The sequence below is a fragment of the Gluconobacter sp. P5E10 genome, assembly GCF_018812145.1.
GTDB lineage: Bacteria > Pseudomonadota > Alphaproteobacteria > Acetobacterales > Acetobacteraceae > Gluconobacter > Gluconobacter cerinus.
Map to the genome: position 1 here is coordinate 259,831 of NZ_JACRVZ010000002.1, position 15,875 is coordinate 275,705.

Sequence of the window (15,875 nt, forward strand, 5' to 3'; positions counted from 1 at the left end):
AAAACCGATATTTTTATTTCAAAGCAAACCCCAGCCGGTTGAGCACGGCTTTCATGACATGGCGGCCGCTCAACCCGTGGTAGCTATCCACACGACTTGCCACGGTTTCAGACCATGCTCGTGGTGCAAGGCCCTGCTCCTGCTGATAGACATCAGCAACGCGGTCATAAGCGGCAACACCTTCGGCTTCACTTGCGGAGGTATAGTGTTCACGGTGCACAACGACATCCTGCCCCAAACGCGGCTTGTAACCGTTCTGAGCCGACGGATCAGGACGTCCCACACAGAGACCAACAACAGCAACGGTTTTGGGCGGAAGGTTTAGCAGCCTGGCAATGTCTTCCGGATGATTCCGCAAGCCACCGATATAAACGGTTCCAAGCCCCATGGATTCGAACGCCGTCACAGCATTCTGGGCAGCGATACCGACATCCAGCGTGCTCATGAGGAAGATCTCCTCATAATCCAGCGCTTCACTCCCCTTGCCTGCCCGTTCCGCAATCCGTTCCAGACGCGCCAGATCGACGATCCAAGCCAGAAACAACGGTGCAACTTCGATGTGCTTCTGATTACCACAGAGCTCGGCAAGCTTTGCCCGCGTCTCCGGATTTTCGACCGCAACAACGGACCAGACCTGCAAATTACTGGACGTTGCCGCAGAAGAGGATGCTGCGATTCCAGCCTCCAGCGTCCCGGCTGGCAATGCATCCGGCAAATATGCCCGGACGGAATGGTGTTTCAGGAGAGTTTGAAGAACCGGATTGTCCGGCAGGTCTTTCGGGGCGTCAGTGCGATAGCGGGTCTGCCACAGGGAAGAAATGCCGGACATGGTGGTTCCTCAGTCTTCGTAAGTGATGAGCGAATTCAGCGGGACATCCAGTTTGTCACGTCCCTTGAGACCTGCAAGCTCGATCAACACACTGGCACCCACAACTTCTGCACCAACCTTGCGCAGGAGATCGATGGAGGCCGCGAGCGTGCCACCGGTGGCCAACAGATCATCAAGAACGACAACGCGTTGACCCGGCTTGATGGCATCAGCCTGAATATGGAGTTCGTCCTCGCCATATTCGAGACCGTACTTCAGGGAGATTGTCTCACCCGGCAGCTTGCCCGGCTTGCGCAACATGGTGAAGCCGCAGCCGAGGCGCTGTGCCAGAGGCGCTGCTGTCAGGAAGCCGCGGCTTTCGATGCCGGCCAGCAGGTCCGGCTGCCAGGCAGAGATGATACGTGCCAGACGGCCCGTTGCAACCTGCCAGGCTTCGGCAGAGCGGATCAGGGTGGAAATGTCGTAAAACAGGATGCCCGGCTTCGGAAAATCGGGAACCTCACGGATGTAGTCCTTGAGGTTGAGCGGCTGGGGTTCCTGAAACGACATGGCGGCACTGCTTTCTTCTGGGCGTGGCAAACAGCGGGCCATGTAGGGGACTCTTCCCCTACAACTCAAGCCCGGATTGCGTTCCGGGCCTGATCGATGGCTTCAAGCAGCGCATTCCTGCGAAATGGCTTGGGCAGAACAGCGACACTTTCCCCCATCAGTTGCCCCTCCTCGAAGTCTCCCGACATGAGAACCACAGCAAGGCTGGCATTCTGTTCCCGCAGTTTCCGGGCCAGCAGCAGACCATTGAGCACACCTGGAAGATTGTAGTCGGTCACCAGCAGGTCTGCGGACCCGTCCCATGCCAAGGCACTTTCAGCATCCTCAACCAGATGAACGTCCCATCCTTCCCGCGTCAGAACCGTCTTCACCACGAGGGCTACGGCCACATCGTCTTCAACAAGAAGTACCTGCATCACTCTCAACTCCTTCAGGGCGCTGATGATGGCAGTCTGGGCCTCAGCAGAGCAAACACGGTTGCCGCGCAGAAGGCGAACACCAGAAAGCCCGCAAATGGAATGGCCGTCCCGGGGGACATCAGACCGAACAGCGCACTTGCTACCGCTCCGAACAGGTACTGCATTGTTCCTGCCAGAGCAGAAGCCGAGCCTGCACGTTCGGACTGTTCGGACAGAATGCCAACCATTGAATTGGGTCCAATGATGCCTGTTGGCGCCATTGTGATGACAAGCGAGATGATCAGCGGCCAGAGAAAGAAGGATCGAAGCTGTCCGCCCGATGTCAGATCAACAGCGGAAATGACGGCCAGCGCCAGGAAAAGGATACTGCCTGTCAGACTGATCCCCAGCGCACTGAAAAGCATGTGCGTCGTACTGACCTTCCCCACCACAAGCCCATTGATGGCGGAAGCCCCGATCATACAGACCGCGAACAAACCAAACAGCATTCCATAATGGAACGGAGACATGCCGAAACGCTCTTCGAACAGCGTGGGAGCGCCTGTCAGATAGGTGAAGGTCACGAAGCCCAGAAAGCTCCAGACGAGGCCATTCGTGATGAAGCTGCGGGTCCGTAGAATATAGATATAGCGTTCGATGATGGAGAGAGGCCTCATGTCCCGGCGCTCCTGCGTGGGGAGCGTTTCCGGGAATACGGTCAGGAGCATCAGGGTACAGAGCCCGCCATAGACGGCCGTGGCCCAGAAAATGACCCGCCAGTCCACAAACTTCAGCGCAAAGCCACCCAGCATGGGCGCGAGAATCGGGACAACACCTTGTACAACGATCAGGCGCGACATGAGGCGGGATGCTTCATCACCTTCCGTCAGATCCCGAAGGCATGCATTGGGAATCACCAGTCCGGCCGAGGCCATCAGAGCTGAAAAAACCCGACAGATGCACATGATGGTCATGGTCGGGGCCAGTGCACAGCCGATCTCGCCGATTGTGTAGCCGATCATGCCAATCAGCAGCGGCAGTCGTCGACCGAACCTGTCTGACACCGGGCCAATCGTGATCTGACCAATGGCCAGGCCAATAACCCAGGCAGCCATGGTGATACTGCCTGAACCGGGAGCAGAATGAAGCTGGCGTTCCATTTCAGGGAGGGCCGGGAGATAGATATCTGTGGAGACAGGTCCGACTGCCGTGAAGATACCCAGCATAAGCGGCAACCATCCCGGAATGGTATCTCCACGCCGGAACGCCATGCTCTGTTCTGTCATTCGTTTCTGCCTGTGAAAAAGCAATGTTCAGAAGATGAGAAAGGACCCGTCCCTCACGAACGGATCAAACCAGTGAATCGTTCAGAACGAGATGTTCGAACGGTTATTCATCTGCCTGACGCAGGAGCAATGCTCCCAGAACGCCAGAAACCACAAACAGGCCACCCGCGAGACCAAGCTGGATCATATGACCAATACGTGTGCCAGCCCCTACCAGAACAAACACCAGGTTCTGAGGCAAACCGCCAAGGCAGGTTGCCAACGCAAAGGCTGGAAGCGGAAGTTCAAATAATCCGGCTGCCATGGAGACCAGCAGAGCAGACCCAACAGGCATAAGCCGCAAGGTCAAAACAGCACGGAAGGGTTTGCGATGAAGGATTCTTGCCAGCGCTGCATAATTCCTTTGCAGGCGGTCATGCAACCTTTGTCGAAATTTTACCGGTGCGAGCACTCTGGCCCAGCCATAAGCCGCCATCGCCCCCAGCGTATACGCCAGAGAACACAGGCCCAGCCCACCCCAGACTCCAAACGCCAGCCCCGCGGCAATGCACAACGCCTGTCTCGGCAGACCACAGGCACAATACGGAATGGCCAGTAGCAGGAACCAGACTGCTGCATAGGGAGTCTCGTGCCAATGCGGCGCGTTTTCCAGCAGACGATGAATGAAGGGCAACCGCTGCAACAGCGCGACACACAACAGCATCGCACCAATCGTCAGAGCCGCACGCCAAGGCACAAGCTGACGAAATGTGCGCCGCAGTTCGGGATCAGGAGGGGAAGAGATCGGGCTACCCATCTCCGCCGGATACCAGCGGAAACGGCACGCGGCTATGGCACGCACAGATTTTGAAAAAGAAACACTTGCAGATATATCGTAAGATACTATATCGTACGACATATCGAATGAAGGAAAACAGAATGTTCAAACATGATACCGATCGCGCTGAGCGCGGTTTCTCAAGGTTCTCCCGGGGTTTTGGCTTCGGCGGACACAAGCATCGCAAGGGTGGTCGACGCCGCAGCGACGCATCAACCAGCGAAGGAGAAAAAATGCAGGATGGTCCGGACTTCCGCGAAGGCGGATTTCCTCCAGAGCGTGGCGAACACGCAGGGCGCCGATTTGGTGGCCGGGGTGGAGAAGGCCGTGGCGGACGCGGCTTTGGGGGCCGGGGATCACGCGGCGGCGGCCGGTTCGGTGGCGGCGGCTTTGGTGACGACACTTTCGGACGTGGTCGTAAACTGACAGCTGAGGAACTTCAGATTGTCATTGAAGCGCTTCTCCATGATCAGCCTGCGCATGGCTACGAGTTGATCCGCCGCCTCGAAGAGCACTCCGGTGGCTTCTACAAGCCGAGCCCTGGCGTCATTTACCCTTCCCTCACCTATCTTGAAGAGGCTGGCCTCACCGCCGTCACGCAGGAAGGCAACCGTAAGCTTTACAGCCTCACGGATGAGGGGCGCACCCATTACGAAGCGAACCGGGAGACGGCGAATCGTATTCTCGAGGTCCTCGCCCGGATTGGTGCCCGGATGTCGGAAGTTCGGGATGCCTTCAGTGGAGTGAATGATCTTGATCCAAGCCTGGGTCAGGACCTGCATGAAGCACGTCTTGCTCTGAAGCTGGCACTGAAATCCCGTCGCGGAGCAAATGCGGAGGAACTGCGCCGGGTGGTGCAGATCCTGCGGCAGGCTGCAGCCGACATCAGCGGTGAAACACCAGAAGACAAGCCATCCGCCGACTGAGGATCTCGCCTCTTCGTCTATGAGAATGAATGGAGTAAAGGGTGGTCATGATTGTTCAGGACCACCCTTACTTCTGCAATATGCCCGAAGACATGCAGTACTATCGGCCTGAAGTCTTTCCAGCCGGCTTCATTGAAAAATCAATGATCTTTGCGCTTCCTGACCGGCTCAAGAAATTCCGTCGGAATCTATGGCACGTCCGGCGCAATCCTGGGGAAGATGCGGTTTATATGCCGCTGTTCCGGGTGGACTGTATTTTAAAGTCAGAGCCGCGCCCTGCAGGGCTGCAGGGACCGCTGGATATTTATCCATTCTATACCTGCACGACAAAGACCCGAAGCCGTGAGCTGGACTACTATGTTCTGTTCATCTTTCGAGAAAAACTGTCATTCATGCGATGTCAGGAACTCATCGGGAAAGGTTGAACAGTTCTCCCCTTGAAGGAAGCCCCCAAGCGGCCCATTGATGATCGGCGCTCAGACGCATCTCAGTCTTTTCAAGCGGATCAAGACCTATGCCGAAATCCCTTTATGCCACGATGAAAGCCCTTCCCGGCTGCCGTGAAAAAGTTCGCGACCTTCTCGTAGGCCTGGCAGCCGACGTTCGAGCCGAGCCCGGCTGTGAACGGTTTGTCGTTCACACACTGGCGACTGATCCTGACTTCTTTCATGTCGAAGAAACTTACCGCGACGAAGACGCCTTCAAGGCTCACATGGGCACAGACCACGGCCGCGTCTTTAACCAGGCCATCGAAACACTGGTTGAAGACGGTGGCTCGAAAGTTGTGTTTCTTGATACCGTAATCTGAACGGACGTCAGATCAGGCCCTTTGCGCGAATCAGCGCAAAGGCAGCCAGAGACACCATGCATTTAAGTTCGCCACGGGCGATCAGGTTTTCAAATTCGCCCAGCGTCATGTCCTGCATCGTGATGTCCTGCTCGGTGTCTTCCAGCTCGGTTTCCCCGCGCGTGAGGTTACGCGCCAGAAAGACGTGTCCTTTCTGGTTCGAGTATCCGGCCCCCTGATACATCGTTCCCACATGGATCATCTCGCCAGCGCGCAGGCCCGTTTCCTCGCGGAGTTCACCGAGAGCCAGTTCGACAGGATCGACGTTCTCTTTGGTCTCCCACATTCCCATTGGCAGTTCGAGCAGGCGCTCCCCAACCGGGTACCGAAACTGCTGGATCAGGGTCACGCGGCCATCAGCATGCATGGGCAGGATCACCACAAACTCTCCACGCTCGACAATGCCATAAAGGCCCTTCTTGCCGTTGGGATGAATGATGATGTCCTCTCGCAGGGCCGTCCACGGATTGCTGTAAGCCAGACGGGTTGAGACTGTCTGGAAACCAGCGGCGCGACGGGCGTCTTCGATGCTCATGGACTGATCCGATCTTGTTTCGTTCCTGTTGATCGGCGACACTGTACAGATGGAGTCCCGCCGGATCGTGCATATCGACATGGACGCTTTTTATGCGTCTGTCGAACAGCGAGATAACCCGTCCTTACGTGGCCGCCCCCTCGCGGTTGGACGGGGCGAGGCCCGTGGCGTTGTTGCCGCTGCCAGTTATGAAGCGCGTCCTTTTGGTGTGCGCTCTGCAATGCCGTCCCTGAAAGCCAAGCGCCTCTGTCCGGATCTTGTATTCGTACCGGCTAGGTTTGACGTCTATCGCGCTGTTTCCATGCAGATCCACGAGATCTTTGCCCGATATACGCCCCTCATCCAGCCTCTTTCCCTTGATGAGGCCTATCTGGATCTCACGGATTATCTGGGCGCCTATGGTTCGGCCACGTTGGTTGCGGAACGCATTCGTGCGGACATCCGCAAAGAAACCGGCCTTACAGCTTCCGCTGGAGTCTCTTACAACCGGTTTCTGGCCAAACTGGCGTCCGATTATCGCAAACCTGATGGACTTTTTGTCATCACGCCGCGAATGGGGCCGGATTTTGTGCTGAATTTGTCCGTAGACCAGTTCCATGGAATTGGCCCGGCAACTGCTCGAAAAATGAATGCTCTGGGCATTAAAACTGGCGCAGACCTCCGGAAAATGGATCTGCTCACGCTCACACGCCACTTTGGGAAGGCCGCTTCCTTTTATCATGGTATTTCCCGCGGGATTGATGACCGCCCCGTCGTTGTTAATCGCGAGCGCAAGTCTTTGGGAACGGAACAGACCTATCTGACAGACCTGCGAGATGAAGCCGCCGCACGCAATGCTCTTGGAATGATTGCCACCAAACTCTGGCTACAGGCCCAGCGCAAACAGATCACAGGCCGAACCATAACTCTCAAGGTCAAATATGCAGATTTCCGCCAAATTACGCGAGCCCGCAGTCTGCCTGTCTCTGTTGGGTCCGAAGCAGTTCTGGCCGAAGTTGGGCAGTCTCTCCTGACGCCGCTTTTTCCTTTAGTGCCCGGCGTGCGTCTTCTCGGCCTCACGTTATCGGCTCTCGCGGCGCCATCGCTGGAGATACCGGACCAGAGTTCACAGATGCAGCTTGCTTTCGATCAGCCAGAAACGACGCTCCCCGAAAATCGACAGGTTTTTCGCTCACTTTCTCTCTTTTGAGCGTTGTTAGGACGCATAGAGGCAGATCACGCCTCATGGTTGTCCTTACAGGAGTTGAAATTTTATGGTTCCGTTCCGCCTGCCAGCCCTGCTCTCGACTGGCGCAATTGCTGCCATCGCAGCCCTCTCTCTCGGAGGCTGCACATCCGGGATGTCGGCTGCCCAGAATCCGGAAACGCAGGCAGCGGCAACATCCGCTGCAACTGCCGCAGCCCAGAGCACAGCTTCACAGTTGACCGGTGGCCTGACGGGCGCCCTTGGGCTGCCAAATCTCTCCTCCACCTCCACCAGCAATCTGGCCGGCGTGCTGAACTATTGCGTGACGAACAACCTGGCTACGGGGACGAATGCTACGGGTCTTCTCTCCACTGCCACACAGGCAGCAGGCGTGACCAATAGCCCGGCATACAGTGCTGGCCAGCAGGGCATTCTTCAGGCCGTCAGCAACCAGACGAATACGTCCCAGCAATATTCCCTGTCCTCACTGGCAGAGCCGTTGCGCCAGAAAGTATGCTCAGCGGTTTCAAGCCGCCTGCAGAACATGCTTTAAGGCCACCTTCTCTCGGGATGTTCATTCCCGAGAGATCACATACTGTTGTTTTTTGGACCTGAGGGGTCCATTGACCGTGACGGATCGTTCAAACTGTCCTATGCCAGACAGGACGTAACCAGTTAGTTACTTAGAGAAACAGGAGATTGAAGGCATGACTGCGGAAGAAACGCCGGTGAGTTCACCGACGAAGCGGGTTCTTACCGTCGTTCTGTTCAATCTTCTGGTTTACATCGTTATCGGGCTTCCCAATGCCGTCCTGACGATCTTCGTGCACCATACGCTGGGCTACAGCACGACGATCGCCGGTCTGGCCTTCTCCCTGCAATATCTTGCGACATTCGCAGCGCGGCCTTCTGCTGGTCGGCTGGTAGATAGCATAGGCCCCAAACCGGTTGTTTTAGGCGGATTGGTGACATGCCTCATATCAGGCCTGCTGATGATCGGTGCGGGTTGGTCAGGCGAAACACCCGCCGTTTCCCTTGGAATTTTGCTCTTAAGTCGTCTGTTTCTAGGATGGGCAGAAAGCTGGGCCGCCACGGGCGTCATTGTCTGGAATATCCGCCGGGCCGGCGCTGAAAACACAGCTATTGCCATTTCGTGGAACGGTATCTGTTCTTATGGAGGCATTGCTCTTGGTGCACCGATTGGCGCCAAGCTTTCACAGCTTCCTCATCCTTATGGCGGCATTGTCTCGGTCGGTATCCTGTCCGTTATTCTTCCGCTCTTTGGTCTTGCCCTGATCGGCTTTTACAAGGGCATCAAGCCTCTTTCCTCCACGGAAAAGCCCGTTCCCTTCACGCGCGCGCTTCGTCTGGTTCTGCCGCATGGCATGGCGCTGGCGGCTGGCTCCATCGGATTCGGTGCCATCTCGTCCTTTCTTGCTTTGTATTATGCCGTTCTGCACTGGGAGGGCGCTGCAACAGCGCTGTCCGTCTTCGGTATCGTATTTGTTGTCATCCGGTTCTTTTTCGCCTCACAGATTGCCCGGCGTGGCGGCGTCTTCGTGGCGATCGTCTCCCTGCTGATCGAAGCTGTCGGGCTAGCGTGTCTGGCAATTTTCCCCTCACAAGGGGCCGCTCTGATCGGTGCGGCGCTGACTGGCGCAGGTTTCTCCCTGCTATTCCCTGCCCTCGGCGTGCTGGCCGTCAACAGTGCTGGCCCACAGAACCGAGGGGCCGCTTTGGGCGCCTATTCGATCTTCATTGATCTGGCGATTGCATGTTCGGGTCTTGTGCTCGGGCAGGTCATCGAGTTTGCTGGCTACAAGACCATGTTCGGCACGACTGCGGTGTGCTGTCTGGTCGGTGTGCTCATCAGCCGTTCGCTTGGGCGGAAGCCTGCCGTCTAAGCGTTCTGCCCGCTTCCTTACAGGACCTGCTTCCCATGACCATTCGTTCCTGCGCTGTTTTCTGCGGCTCCCGCTTCGGCAACTCCCCTGTGTATGCAGAAGGTGCATCCGAACTTGGAACAGCTCTGGCCCAGAACGGAATTACGCTTGTTTACGGCGGTGGTCATGTGGGTCTGATGGGAACCGTTGCGGATGCCGCCCTGACTGCGGGGGGGCAGGTTATCGGCGTTATTCCCGGGTTCCTGCATGATCGCGAAGTCATGCATAAAGGCGTGACAGAGCTTGAAGTGACACCCAACATGCATAGTCGCAAAGCCCGCATGTTCGAGCTTTCAGATGCGTATGCCATCATCCCAGGCGGATTCGGCACCTTTGATGAGTTAATGGAAATTCTGACCTGGAAGCAGCTCGGTCTGCACCAGGACCCGATTTACATCGTCAATATTGGTGGCTGGGCAAAATCCCTTGTCCGCACCCTGACCGATGCCGTTGAGCAGGGCTTTGCCTCCCCCAACACGCTTAAGCTGTTTACCGTTGTGGAAGACGTTCCCGCGCTGATGAACCATCTGCGCGAAAACGTTCCTGCCTGAAAATCAGGCTGTCAGCGTCTTTTCAAAGGCGCTGACAATCTTCTCGATCATGGCCTGATCTTCCGCATCGAAGCGGTTCTTCACAGGGCTATCAATATCCAGAACTCCGATCAGGTTTCCATCATGCAGGATGGGAACCACAATTTCGGAAGCCGAGGCAGCATCACAGGCAATATGCCCTGGAAACGCATGCACATCCGGGACGACGAGCGTGGTTTTCTGCTGGCCAACAGTTCCACAGACGCCTTTCCCAAGCGGAATGCGCGTGCAGGCCAGACGCCCCTGAAACGGGCCGAGGACCAGTTGATCATCCTTGAAAAGATAGAATCCGGCCCAGTTAATGTCTGGCAAGGCCTCAAATAGCAGGGCCGCAATATTGGCCATGTTCGCAATCTGATCCGTTTCAGACGCGACCACCGATTCAACGGTTTCCACCAGATCTTCCACGGTCAGACGATGGATAGGCGCACTCATGTCGGATGATCCTGAGTTAAAATGAAATGAAGCAGGACCATAAAGCCGTTGCGTGTCTCCGTCACGATGGCCACTCTGTCCTTTTCACCATTGCCGGACCAGATCATGGCTAGACGTCTTTATGGAATTCCTCTGTCCGGCCATGTGCATCGCGTCCGGCTGTTCCTGTCGATCCTGAAGCTGGATTACAGTTTCGTTGAAGCCTCAATGCAGTCGCCTGAAGTGCTGAAGCTTAATCCGCTGGGACAAATTCCGATTCTGGAAGACGGCGATATTATCCTGACAGACAGCAATGCCATTCTGGTCTATCTCGCGAAAACCTATGCATCCGACAGTTCATGGCTGCCAGAGGATGCACTCGGCGCGGCGCGAGTTCAAAAATGGTTTTCCATTGCCGCTGGCGAATTGCGGTATGGACCGGCTATGGCGCGTGCAGCGACGCTCTGGAAGCGCCCGGATGATATTGCCCCGGCTCAGGCAAAGGCTGCGAAGCTGCTTCTCTTCATGAATGATGAACTGAAACAGCGGCCATTTCTCGCAGGTGATATGCCCACGCTCGCCGATCTGTCCTGTTACGCTTACATCAAACGCGCACCTGAGGGCGGGGTGTCTCTAGCGCCTTATTCTGCAGTTCAACAATGGCTGGAGCGTATAGAAGCGCTGCCTGACTTTACTCCCATGCCGGAAGCATCTGCTTTCGGGTTATGAATATTTTCGTTTCCCTAATGAATCCTCTCGTTGATGCGAGAAATATTAGAAAAAATTTATATTTAATAAAAACAGTTTCCTCATCACGTCTTCTTCTTAAAAGGGTCGGGCCTTTCGTTCGGAAGAACCATCATGAAACTGACCCCGGAAACTCTGGCCCACCTTCCAGAGACCATCCTCACCTCCCCTTATGATCGCCAGAAGGTGACTGCGGGGATTGCCCATCTCAGTGTCGGAAACTTTCACCGCGCCCATCAGGCCGTGTACACAGACCGCACACTGGCTCTGCCGGGCCAGGAAAGCTGGGGCATTGTTGGCCTTGGCCTGATGGATGTGCCGTCTGAAGTGCAGAAGGCTGAAGCCCTTCAGTCTCAGGGCGGTCTTTACACTTTGCGGGAATGCCCATCGGGCCGTCCGGACGTCGTGCGGGTTGTAAAATCCCTGGTGGAATACATCCACGCTCCCGCAGACCGTCTGGCAGCCCTGAAGCGTCTGACCGATCCAGCAATCCGCATCGTCACCATGACGATTACGGAAGGTGGATATTACATGGATGAGGCAGGCCACTTCATGGCTGACCATCCGACCATCGTTGCGGACCTCAAGCGGGAAGTGCCGGAAACAGCCTTTGGTATCCTCACCGAGGCCCTTCGTCTGCGCCGTGAAGCCGGTGTGAATGCTTTCACAATCCTCTCCTGCGACAATGTTCCGTCGAACGGAGAGGTTGCGCGCCACGCTGTCCTGTCCTTCGCACGCCTGCGAGACGACGAACTGGCGGACTGGATTTCCCGGAACGTCTCGTTCCCAGCCTGCATGGTTGATCGTATTACCCCAGCGGTTGGACCGGCAGACATTGCTCGCCTCAATAGTGAAAGCGGCATTGAAGACCGCGCCCCGCTATTCTGCGAAGACTTCATCCAGTGGGTTGTGGAAGATAATTTCCCCGAAGGGCGCCCGGCTTGGGAGCAGGCCGGTGTGCTGTTCACGAATAATGTTGAGCCATACGAACAGGTGAAGCTGCGCATGCTCAATGCCTCTCATTCCATGTTGGCGCTCCCCGCCGTCCTGATGGGGTACCGCTTCGTCAGCGAAGCCATGGAAGACGAGAACCTTTTCCGCCTGCTTCAGCAGTTTCTGGGTTTCGACTCAGAACCACATCTGACCGCTCCTCCAGGCATCAGCCTTCCAGAATATGGGGCCCTCCTGCTCCAGCGTTTCCGCAACAAGGCTGTCAGTGATCAGCTTCTGCGCATTGCGTCGGACAGCACATCCAAACTGCCGGTCTTTATTCGCCCGACAGCCGAGATCGTGGTGAAAGACAACGGTGACATGCGCCGGATCGCGTTCCTGCTGGCGTGCTACTGCGCCTACATGAACGGCCGGGACGATACAAACGCGGACTTCCCTGTCACAGAGCCTCGTCTCAGCAAGGAAGATCGTGCCCTGGTGACGGACACCGATCCGGCGCGCGCTTTGGATATGGGCGTCTTTGCGGGCTGGGGCCTCACTGACAACCCTGCTTTCGTCCAGCTTTTCACTGACATGCGGCAGAGCCTGCAGGATCGTGGAACCGCTGCGACACTTGCGGACGTCATCACGCCAAAGGGCTGATCAGGGTGTCCTGTGCCGGCTGAGATTAACAAACGGCACAGGACCCTTTTTTCAGACGACGTTGCGGCACGCCAGTGGGCCGCCTACAAACAGAGCCAGATGCGTTACTTGCAAACTCTCGCAGGGTGGATCGTCTCATGATCATCAGAACTGACGAAAAAATCGATCTTCAAACGCCGACTGGCTCAATGCGGGTGCATATCTTTCGGCCGGTTCAGGATGGCCGTTTCCCAGCTGTCATGCTGTTTTCGGAAATCTATCAAGTCACGGCCCCTATCGAACGATTGGGCGCCATGATTGCGGGGCAGGGATATCTCGTCGCAATCCCCGAAGTGTATCATGAGTACGAACCTGCCGGGACTGTCCTTGCCTATGACAAGGATGGAACAGATCGCGGGAATGATCTGAAATACGCCAAGCCTGTCTCGGCCTTTGACAACGACACGGCAGCCCTTGTCGAATGGCTGCAAGACAGCAGCTTCTGCACGGGCGCCATTGGTGCTTTCGGTGTATGCCTTGGAGGGCATCTCGCCTATCGGGCGGCTCTTCATCCCGCAGTCAAAGCAACAGCGTGTTTCTATGCCACCGACCTGCATTCAGCGACGCTTGGTGAAGGCAAGTCCGATGACTCTCTCGTGCGGGCTACAGACATCACTGGTGAACTGATGATGGTCTGGGGCCAGTCAGACCCGCACGTTCCCTATGCGGGACGGCGTATAATCCGGGACAGACTTGAGGACGCGGGCGTCACGCTGGAGTGGCATGAAGTTAACGCTCAACACGCATTCCTGCGTGATGGAGCACCACGTTTCGATGCTGCTCTCTTCCTGCAGGCCATGAACTGGACGAATGCTCTATTTCAGCGCGCTTTGATGCGAGAGTAGCCAAAGGAGGGCTTCCGCTACAGGAAGCCCTTCAAACGTCAGAGTTCCTCGTAAGTGGCAGGGTTCTGATCGGCGAGACGCCCATCCGCACGCGCCAGAGAGGCAATTTTCGTCATATCGTCTTCTGTCAGGGCAAAGTCGAAAATGGACCTGTTCTTAATCTGACGCTCAGGCGTGGCAGACTTGGGAATGGGCACAGAACCAAGCTGATGATGCCAGCGGAGAATAACCTGCCCGACTTCCTTGCCTAGCCGCTCAGCAATTGTTTTCAACAGCGGATTTGTCAGAAGGTCACTTGCGCGCCCCAGGGGGCTCCAGGCCTGCGTAATGATCCCCTGATCATGGTTCCACTTCCGCATCTCGTCCTGCGGGAAGTAGGGATGCAGCTCAATCTGGTTGATCGACGGAAGAACGCCTGTTTCGGCTTTCAGCCGCTCAAGATGTTCTGGCAGAAAATTGCATACGGCAATTGATCGGATATAGCCGCGCTTCTTTGCCTCAATCAGGGCTTTCCAGGCTTCAACGTACTTACCCTGCTTCGGGTTAGGCCAGTGAATGTAATACAGGTCAAAGTAATCAAGCTGTGTGCGATAGAGGGACTCCTCGATCGTTGTCAGCGCAGCATCATAGTCATGATGGCGGCCTGGTAGCTTTGAGGCGACGCGCAGTTCTTCCCGGGGGCGGCCGCTCTCACGCACGGCGCGCCCAACTGCCCCTTCATTCTCATAATTGAACGCACTGTCCAGAGCGTCATAGCCCACGTTGAGGGCACTGTTCATGGCTTCAACGCCCGCAGCGCCGTTCAGCTTATAGGTTCCGAACGTGATCGCCGGAATGGTCGTGCCGTCATTGAGCGTGACTGTCGGAATCGTCATTCTCTGCTTCTCCTGACTCTGCCGCATTCAATCCCTTGAGGATTTATCAAATGCCTAAGAAAGACTTTCGGGTTTGACGTATTACGCCCGACAGAGAGGAAGCGTTTCATAACGGATGGCTTCAGATGCACGAGACATAAAAAAAGCGGTGAGCCGAAATGGCTCACCGCTTGCATCAAAAGAAGCCTGAACAATCTTCAGTCTGAAACGCGTTCGATATCAGCACCACATGCTGCGAGCTTGCGATCTACGCCCTCATACCCACGATCCAGATGGTAAATCCGGCTGAGCTGCGTCTCGCCTTCAGCAGCAAGTCCAGCCAGGATGAGCGAGAAAGATGCCCGAAGATCAGTTGCCATGACCGGGGCACCGGACAGCTTCGGAACACCGCGGATAATTGCCGAGCGACCATGCGGATTGATGCGCGCACCCATCCGGTTCAGCTCAGGAACATGCATGAAACGATTTTCAAAAATCGTCTCGGTAATCATGGATGCACCATCCGCAACAGAGAGCATCGCCATGAACTGGGCCTGCATGTCCGTCGGGAAACCCGGATATGGCTCCGTCATGATGTCCACGCCTGTCAGCTTGCCCGTGCGACGGACACGGAGACCACGCGGATCTTCCTCAACTTCAACACCGGTTTCCTGCAGGGTGCGGATTACCGCCCCCAGATCATCGGCACGACCACCGACGAGCAGGAGGTCACCGCCCGTGATGCCCGCAGCGCAAGCATAAGTGCCGCACTCGATGCGATCTGGCATGACGGCATAGTTGGCGCCATGCAGGCGCTCTACGCCTTCAATGATCAGTGTACCGGAACCTTCGCCCGTAATCTGTGCGCCCATCGCGTTGAGGCAGTGCACCAGATCGCTGATCTCGGGTTCACGCGCTGCGTTGACGATTTCTGTACGGCCTTTGGCGAGCGTGGACGCCATCAGCAGGTTTTCTGTCGCACCAACGCTGGCGAACGGCAGGATAATCCGGTCGCCCTTCAGGCCTTCGGGCGCACGGGCATTGATGTATCCGTTCTCAAGGCGAATTTCAGCACCCAGAGCTTCAAGCCCTTTGAGATGCATGTCCACAGGGCGCGTGCCAATAGCGCAGCCACCCGGAAGCGAAACCTTGGCTTCACGGGCACGCGCCAGAAGCGGGCCAAGAACGAGAATGGAAGCACGCATCTTGGAAACGATGTCGTACGGGGCTTCCACCGATCCGATTTCGCCTCCGATCGAAAGGGTACGCTCCCCCACAGCCTCGACGGCGATGCCCAGCCCCTTGAGAAGATCACGCATCGTCTTGATGTCAGCAATCTGCGGAACGTTGGACAGCACCAGACGATCAGAGGTCAGCAGGCCTGCGACCATGAGCTTGAGGCCGGAGTTCTTTGCGCCCCCGATCTCGATTTCGCCCGTCAGGCGATGGCCACCACGAATAATGAAACGGTCCATGA

The 15,875-nt window shown here is 56.3% G+C and carries 19 protein-coding genes; 10 read left to right on the forward strand and 9 right to left on the reverse strand.

The genetic code is table 11. The annotated features are described in order from the left end of the window. Positions 1-13: 13 nt before the first annotated feature. The 5 genes from KP707_RS05175 to KP707_RS05195 form a co-directional block, all read right to left on the reverse strand. A complete protein-coding gene (locus tag KP707_RS05175) occupies positions 14-829 on the reverse strand; it encodes an NADPH-dependent oxidoreductase (RefSeq protein WP_211502368.1) in 816 nt (271 codons plus the stop codon). A 9-nt stretch (positions 830-838) separates the two neighbouring features. Then, positions 839-1,378 carry an adenine phosphoribosyltransferase gene (locus KP707_RS05180; protein WP_046900606.1) on the reverse strand — a complete coding sequence of 180 codons (540 nt, stop codon included), beginning with the start codon at positions 1,376-1,378 and terminating at the stop codon, positions 839-841. A 65-nt stretch (positions 1,379-1,443) separates the two neighbouring features. After that, positions 1,444-1,794, reverse strand: coding sequence for a response regulator (locus tag KP707_RS05185; protein WP_064275635.1), 351 nt, complete (start codon positions 1,792-1,794; stop codon positions 1,444-1,446). 14 nt (positions 1,795-1,808) lie between these two features. Further along, entirely contained in the window at positions 1,809-3,062 is a 1,254-nt protein-coding gene (locus KP707_RS05190) for a multidrug effflux MFS transporter (RefSeq protein WP_086633529.1), read from the reverse strand. 103 nt (positions 3,063-3,165) lie between these two features. Continuing rightward, a complete protein-coding gene (locus KP707_RS05195; RefSeq protein WP_346343884.1) occupies positions 3,166-3,903 on the reverse strand; it encodes a VTT domain-containing protein in 738 nt (245 codons plus the stop codon). Positions 3,904-3,980: 77 nt separating this feature from the next. Here KP707_RS05195 and KP707_RS05200 point away from each other — a divergent pair, with 77 nt between their 5' ends. The 3 genes from KP707_RS05200 to KP707_RS05210 all read left to right on the forward strand — a co-directional run bounded on the left by KP707_RS05200 (position 3,981) and on the right by KP707_RS05210 (position 5,613). Then, a complete protein-coding gene (locus KP707_RS05200) occupies positions 3,981-4,805 on the forward strand; it encodes a PadR family transcriptional regulator (protein WP_198942055.1) in 825 nt (274 codons plus the stop codon). Between the two features lie 47 nt (positions 4,806-4,852). After that, complete coding sequence (locus tag KP707_RS05205) at positions 4,853-5,230, forward strand: hypothetical protein (protein WP_211502370.1); 378 nt, start codon at positions 4,853-4,855, stop codon at positions 5,228-5,230. A gap of 89 nt (positions 5,231-5,319) precedes the next feature. Beyond that, positions 5,320-5,613 (forward strand): putative quinol monooxygenase, encoded by a 294-nt coding sequence (locus KP707_RS05210; RefSeq protein WP_174694795.1) that lies wholly within the window; start codon positions 5,320-5,322, stop codon positions 5,611-5,613. Between the two features lie 7 nt (positions 5,614-5,620). On the opposite strand, the gene KP707_RS05215 is transcribed toward KP707_RS05210, so the two are convergent. Next, positions 5,621-6,187, reverse strand: coding sequence for an NUDIX hydrolase (locus tag KP707_RS05215; protein ID WP_211502371.1), 567 nt, complete (start codon positions 6,185-6,187; stop codon positions 5,621-5,623). Between the two features lie 49 nt (positions 6,188-6,236). Between KP707_RS05215 and dinB the strand changes: the two genes are divergently transcribed. The 4 genes from dinB to KP707_RS05235 all read left to right on the forward strand — a co-directional run bounded on the left by dinB (position 6,237) and on the right by KP707_RS05235 (position 9,867). Next, positions 6,237-7,376, forward strand: coding sequence for a DNA polymerase IV (gene dinB, locus KP707_RS05220; protein ID WP_211506630.1), 1,140 nt, complete (start codon positions 6,237-6,239; stop codon positions 7,374-7,376). Positions 7,377-7,440: 64 nt separating this feature from the next. After that, positions 7,441-7,926, forward strand: a complete 486-nt coding sequence (locus tag KP707_RS05225) for a DUF2501 domain-containing protein (RefSeq protein ID WP_046900597.1) — start codon at positions 7,441-7,443, stop codon at positions 7,924-7,926. Positions 7,927-8,080: 154 nt separating this feature from the next. Next, complete coding sequence (locus KP707_RS05230) at positions 8,081-9,277, forward strand: MFS transporter (RefSeq protein ID WP_211502373.1); 1,197 nt, start codon at positions 8,081-8,083, stop codon at positions 9,275-9,277. Positions 9,278-9,312: 35 nt separating this feature from the next. Next, positions 9,313-9,867 carry a TIGR00730 family Rossman fold protein gene (locus KP707_RS05235; RefSeq protein WP_086633532.1) on the forward strand — a complete coding sequence of 185 codons (555 nt, stop codon included), beginning with the start codon at positions 9,313-9,315 and terminating at the stop codon, positions 9,865-9,867. A 3-nt stretch (positions 9,868-9,870) separates the two neighbouring features. Here the strand turns inward: KP707_RS05235 and KP707_RS05240 are convergent, their stop codons facing one another. Continuing rightward, complete coding sequence (locus KP707_RS05240) at positions 9,871-10,341, reverse strand: GAF domain-containing protein (RefSeq protein ID WP_211502374.1); 471 nt, start codon at positions 10,339-10,341, stop codon at positions 9,871-9,873. Positions 10,342-10,446: 105 nt separating this feature from the next. On the opposite strand from KP707_RS05240, the gene KP707_RS05245 reads away from it, so the two are divergent. From KP707_RS05245 to KP707_RS05255, 3 genes are all read left to right on the forward strand, one after another. Then, entirely contained in the window at positions 10,447-11,049 is a 603-nt protein-coding gene (locus KP707_RS05245) for a glutathione S-transferase family protein (RefSeq protein WP_211502375.1), read from the forward strand. A gap of 132 nt (positions 11,050-11,181) precedes the next feature. Then, positions 11,182-12,660 carry a mannitol dehydrogenase family protein gene (locus tag KP707_RS05250; protein WP_086633535.1) on the forward strand — a complete coding sequence of 493 codons (1,479 nt, stop codon included), beginning with the start codon at positions 11,182-11,184 and terminating at the stop codon, positions 12,658-12,660. Positions 12,661-12,797: 137 nt separating this feature from the next. Continuing rightward, positions 12,798-13,544 carry a dienelactone hydrolase family protein gene (locus tag KP707_RS05255; RefSeq protein WP_211502376.1) on the forward strand — a complete coding sequence of 249 codons (747 nt, stop codon included), beginning with the start codon at positions 12,798-12,800 and terminating at the stop codon, positions 13,542-13,544. Positions 13,545-13,582: 38 nt separating this feature from the next. Here the strand turns inward: KP707_RS05255 and KP707_RS05260 are convergent, their stop codons facing one another. After that, positions 13,583-14,419: an aldo/keto reductase gene (locus KP707_RS05260; RefSeq protein WP_211502377.1), complete on the reverse strand. Its 837-nt coding sequence runs from the start codon at positions 14,417-14,419 to the stop codon at positions 13,583-13,585. 197 nt (positions 14,420-14,616) lie between these two features. After that, complete coding sequence (murA, locus tag KP707_RS05265) at positions 14,617-15,873, reverse strand: UDP-N-acetylglucosamine 1-carboxyvinyltransferase (RefSeq protein WP_046900589.1); 1,257 nt, start codon at positions 15,871-15,873, stop codon at positions 14,617-14,619. Between the last annotated feature and the right edge of the window lie 2 nt (positions 15,874-15,875).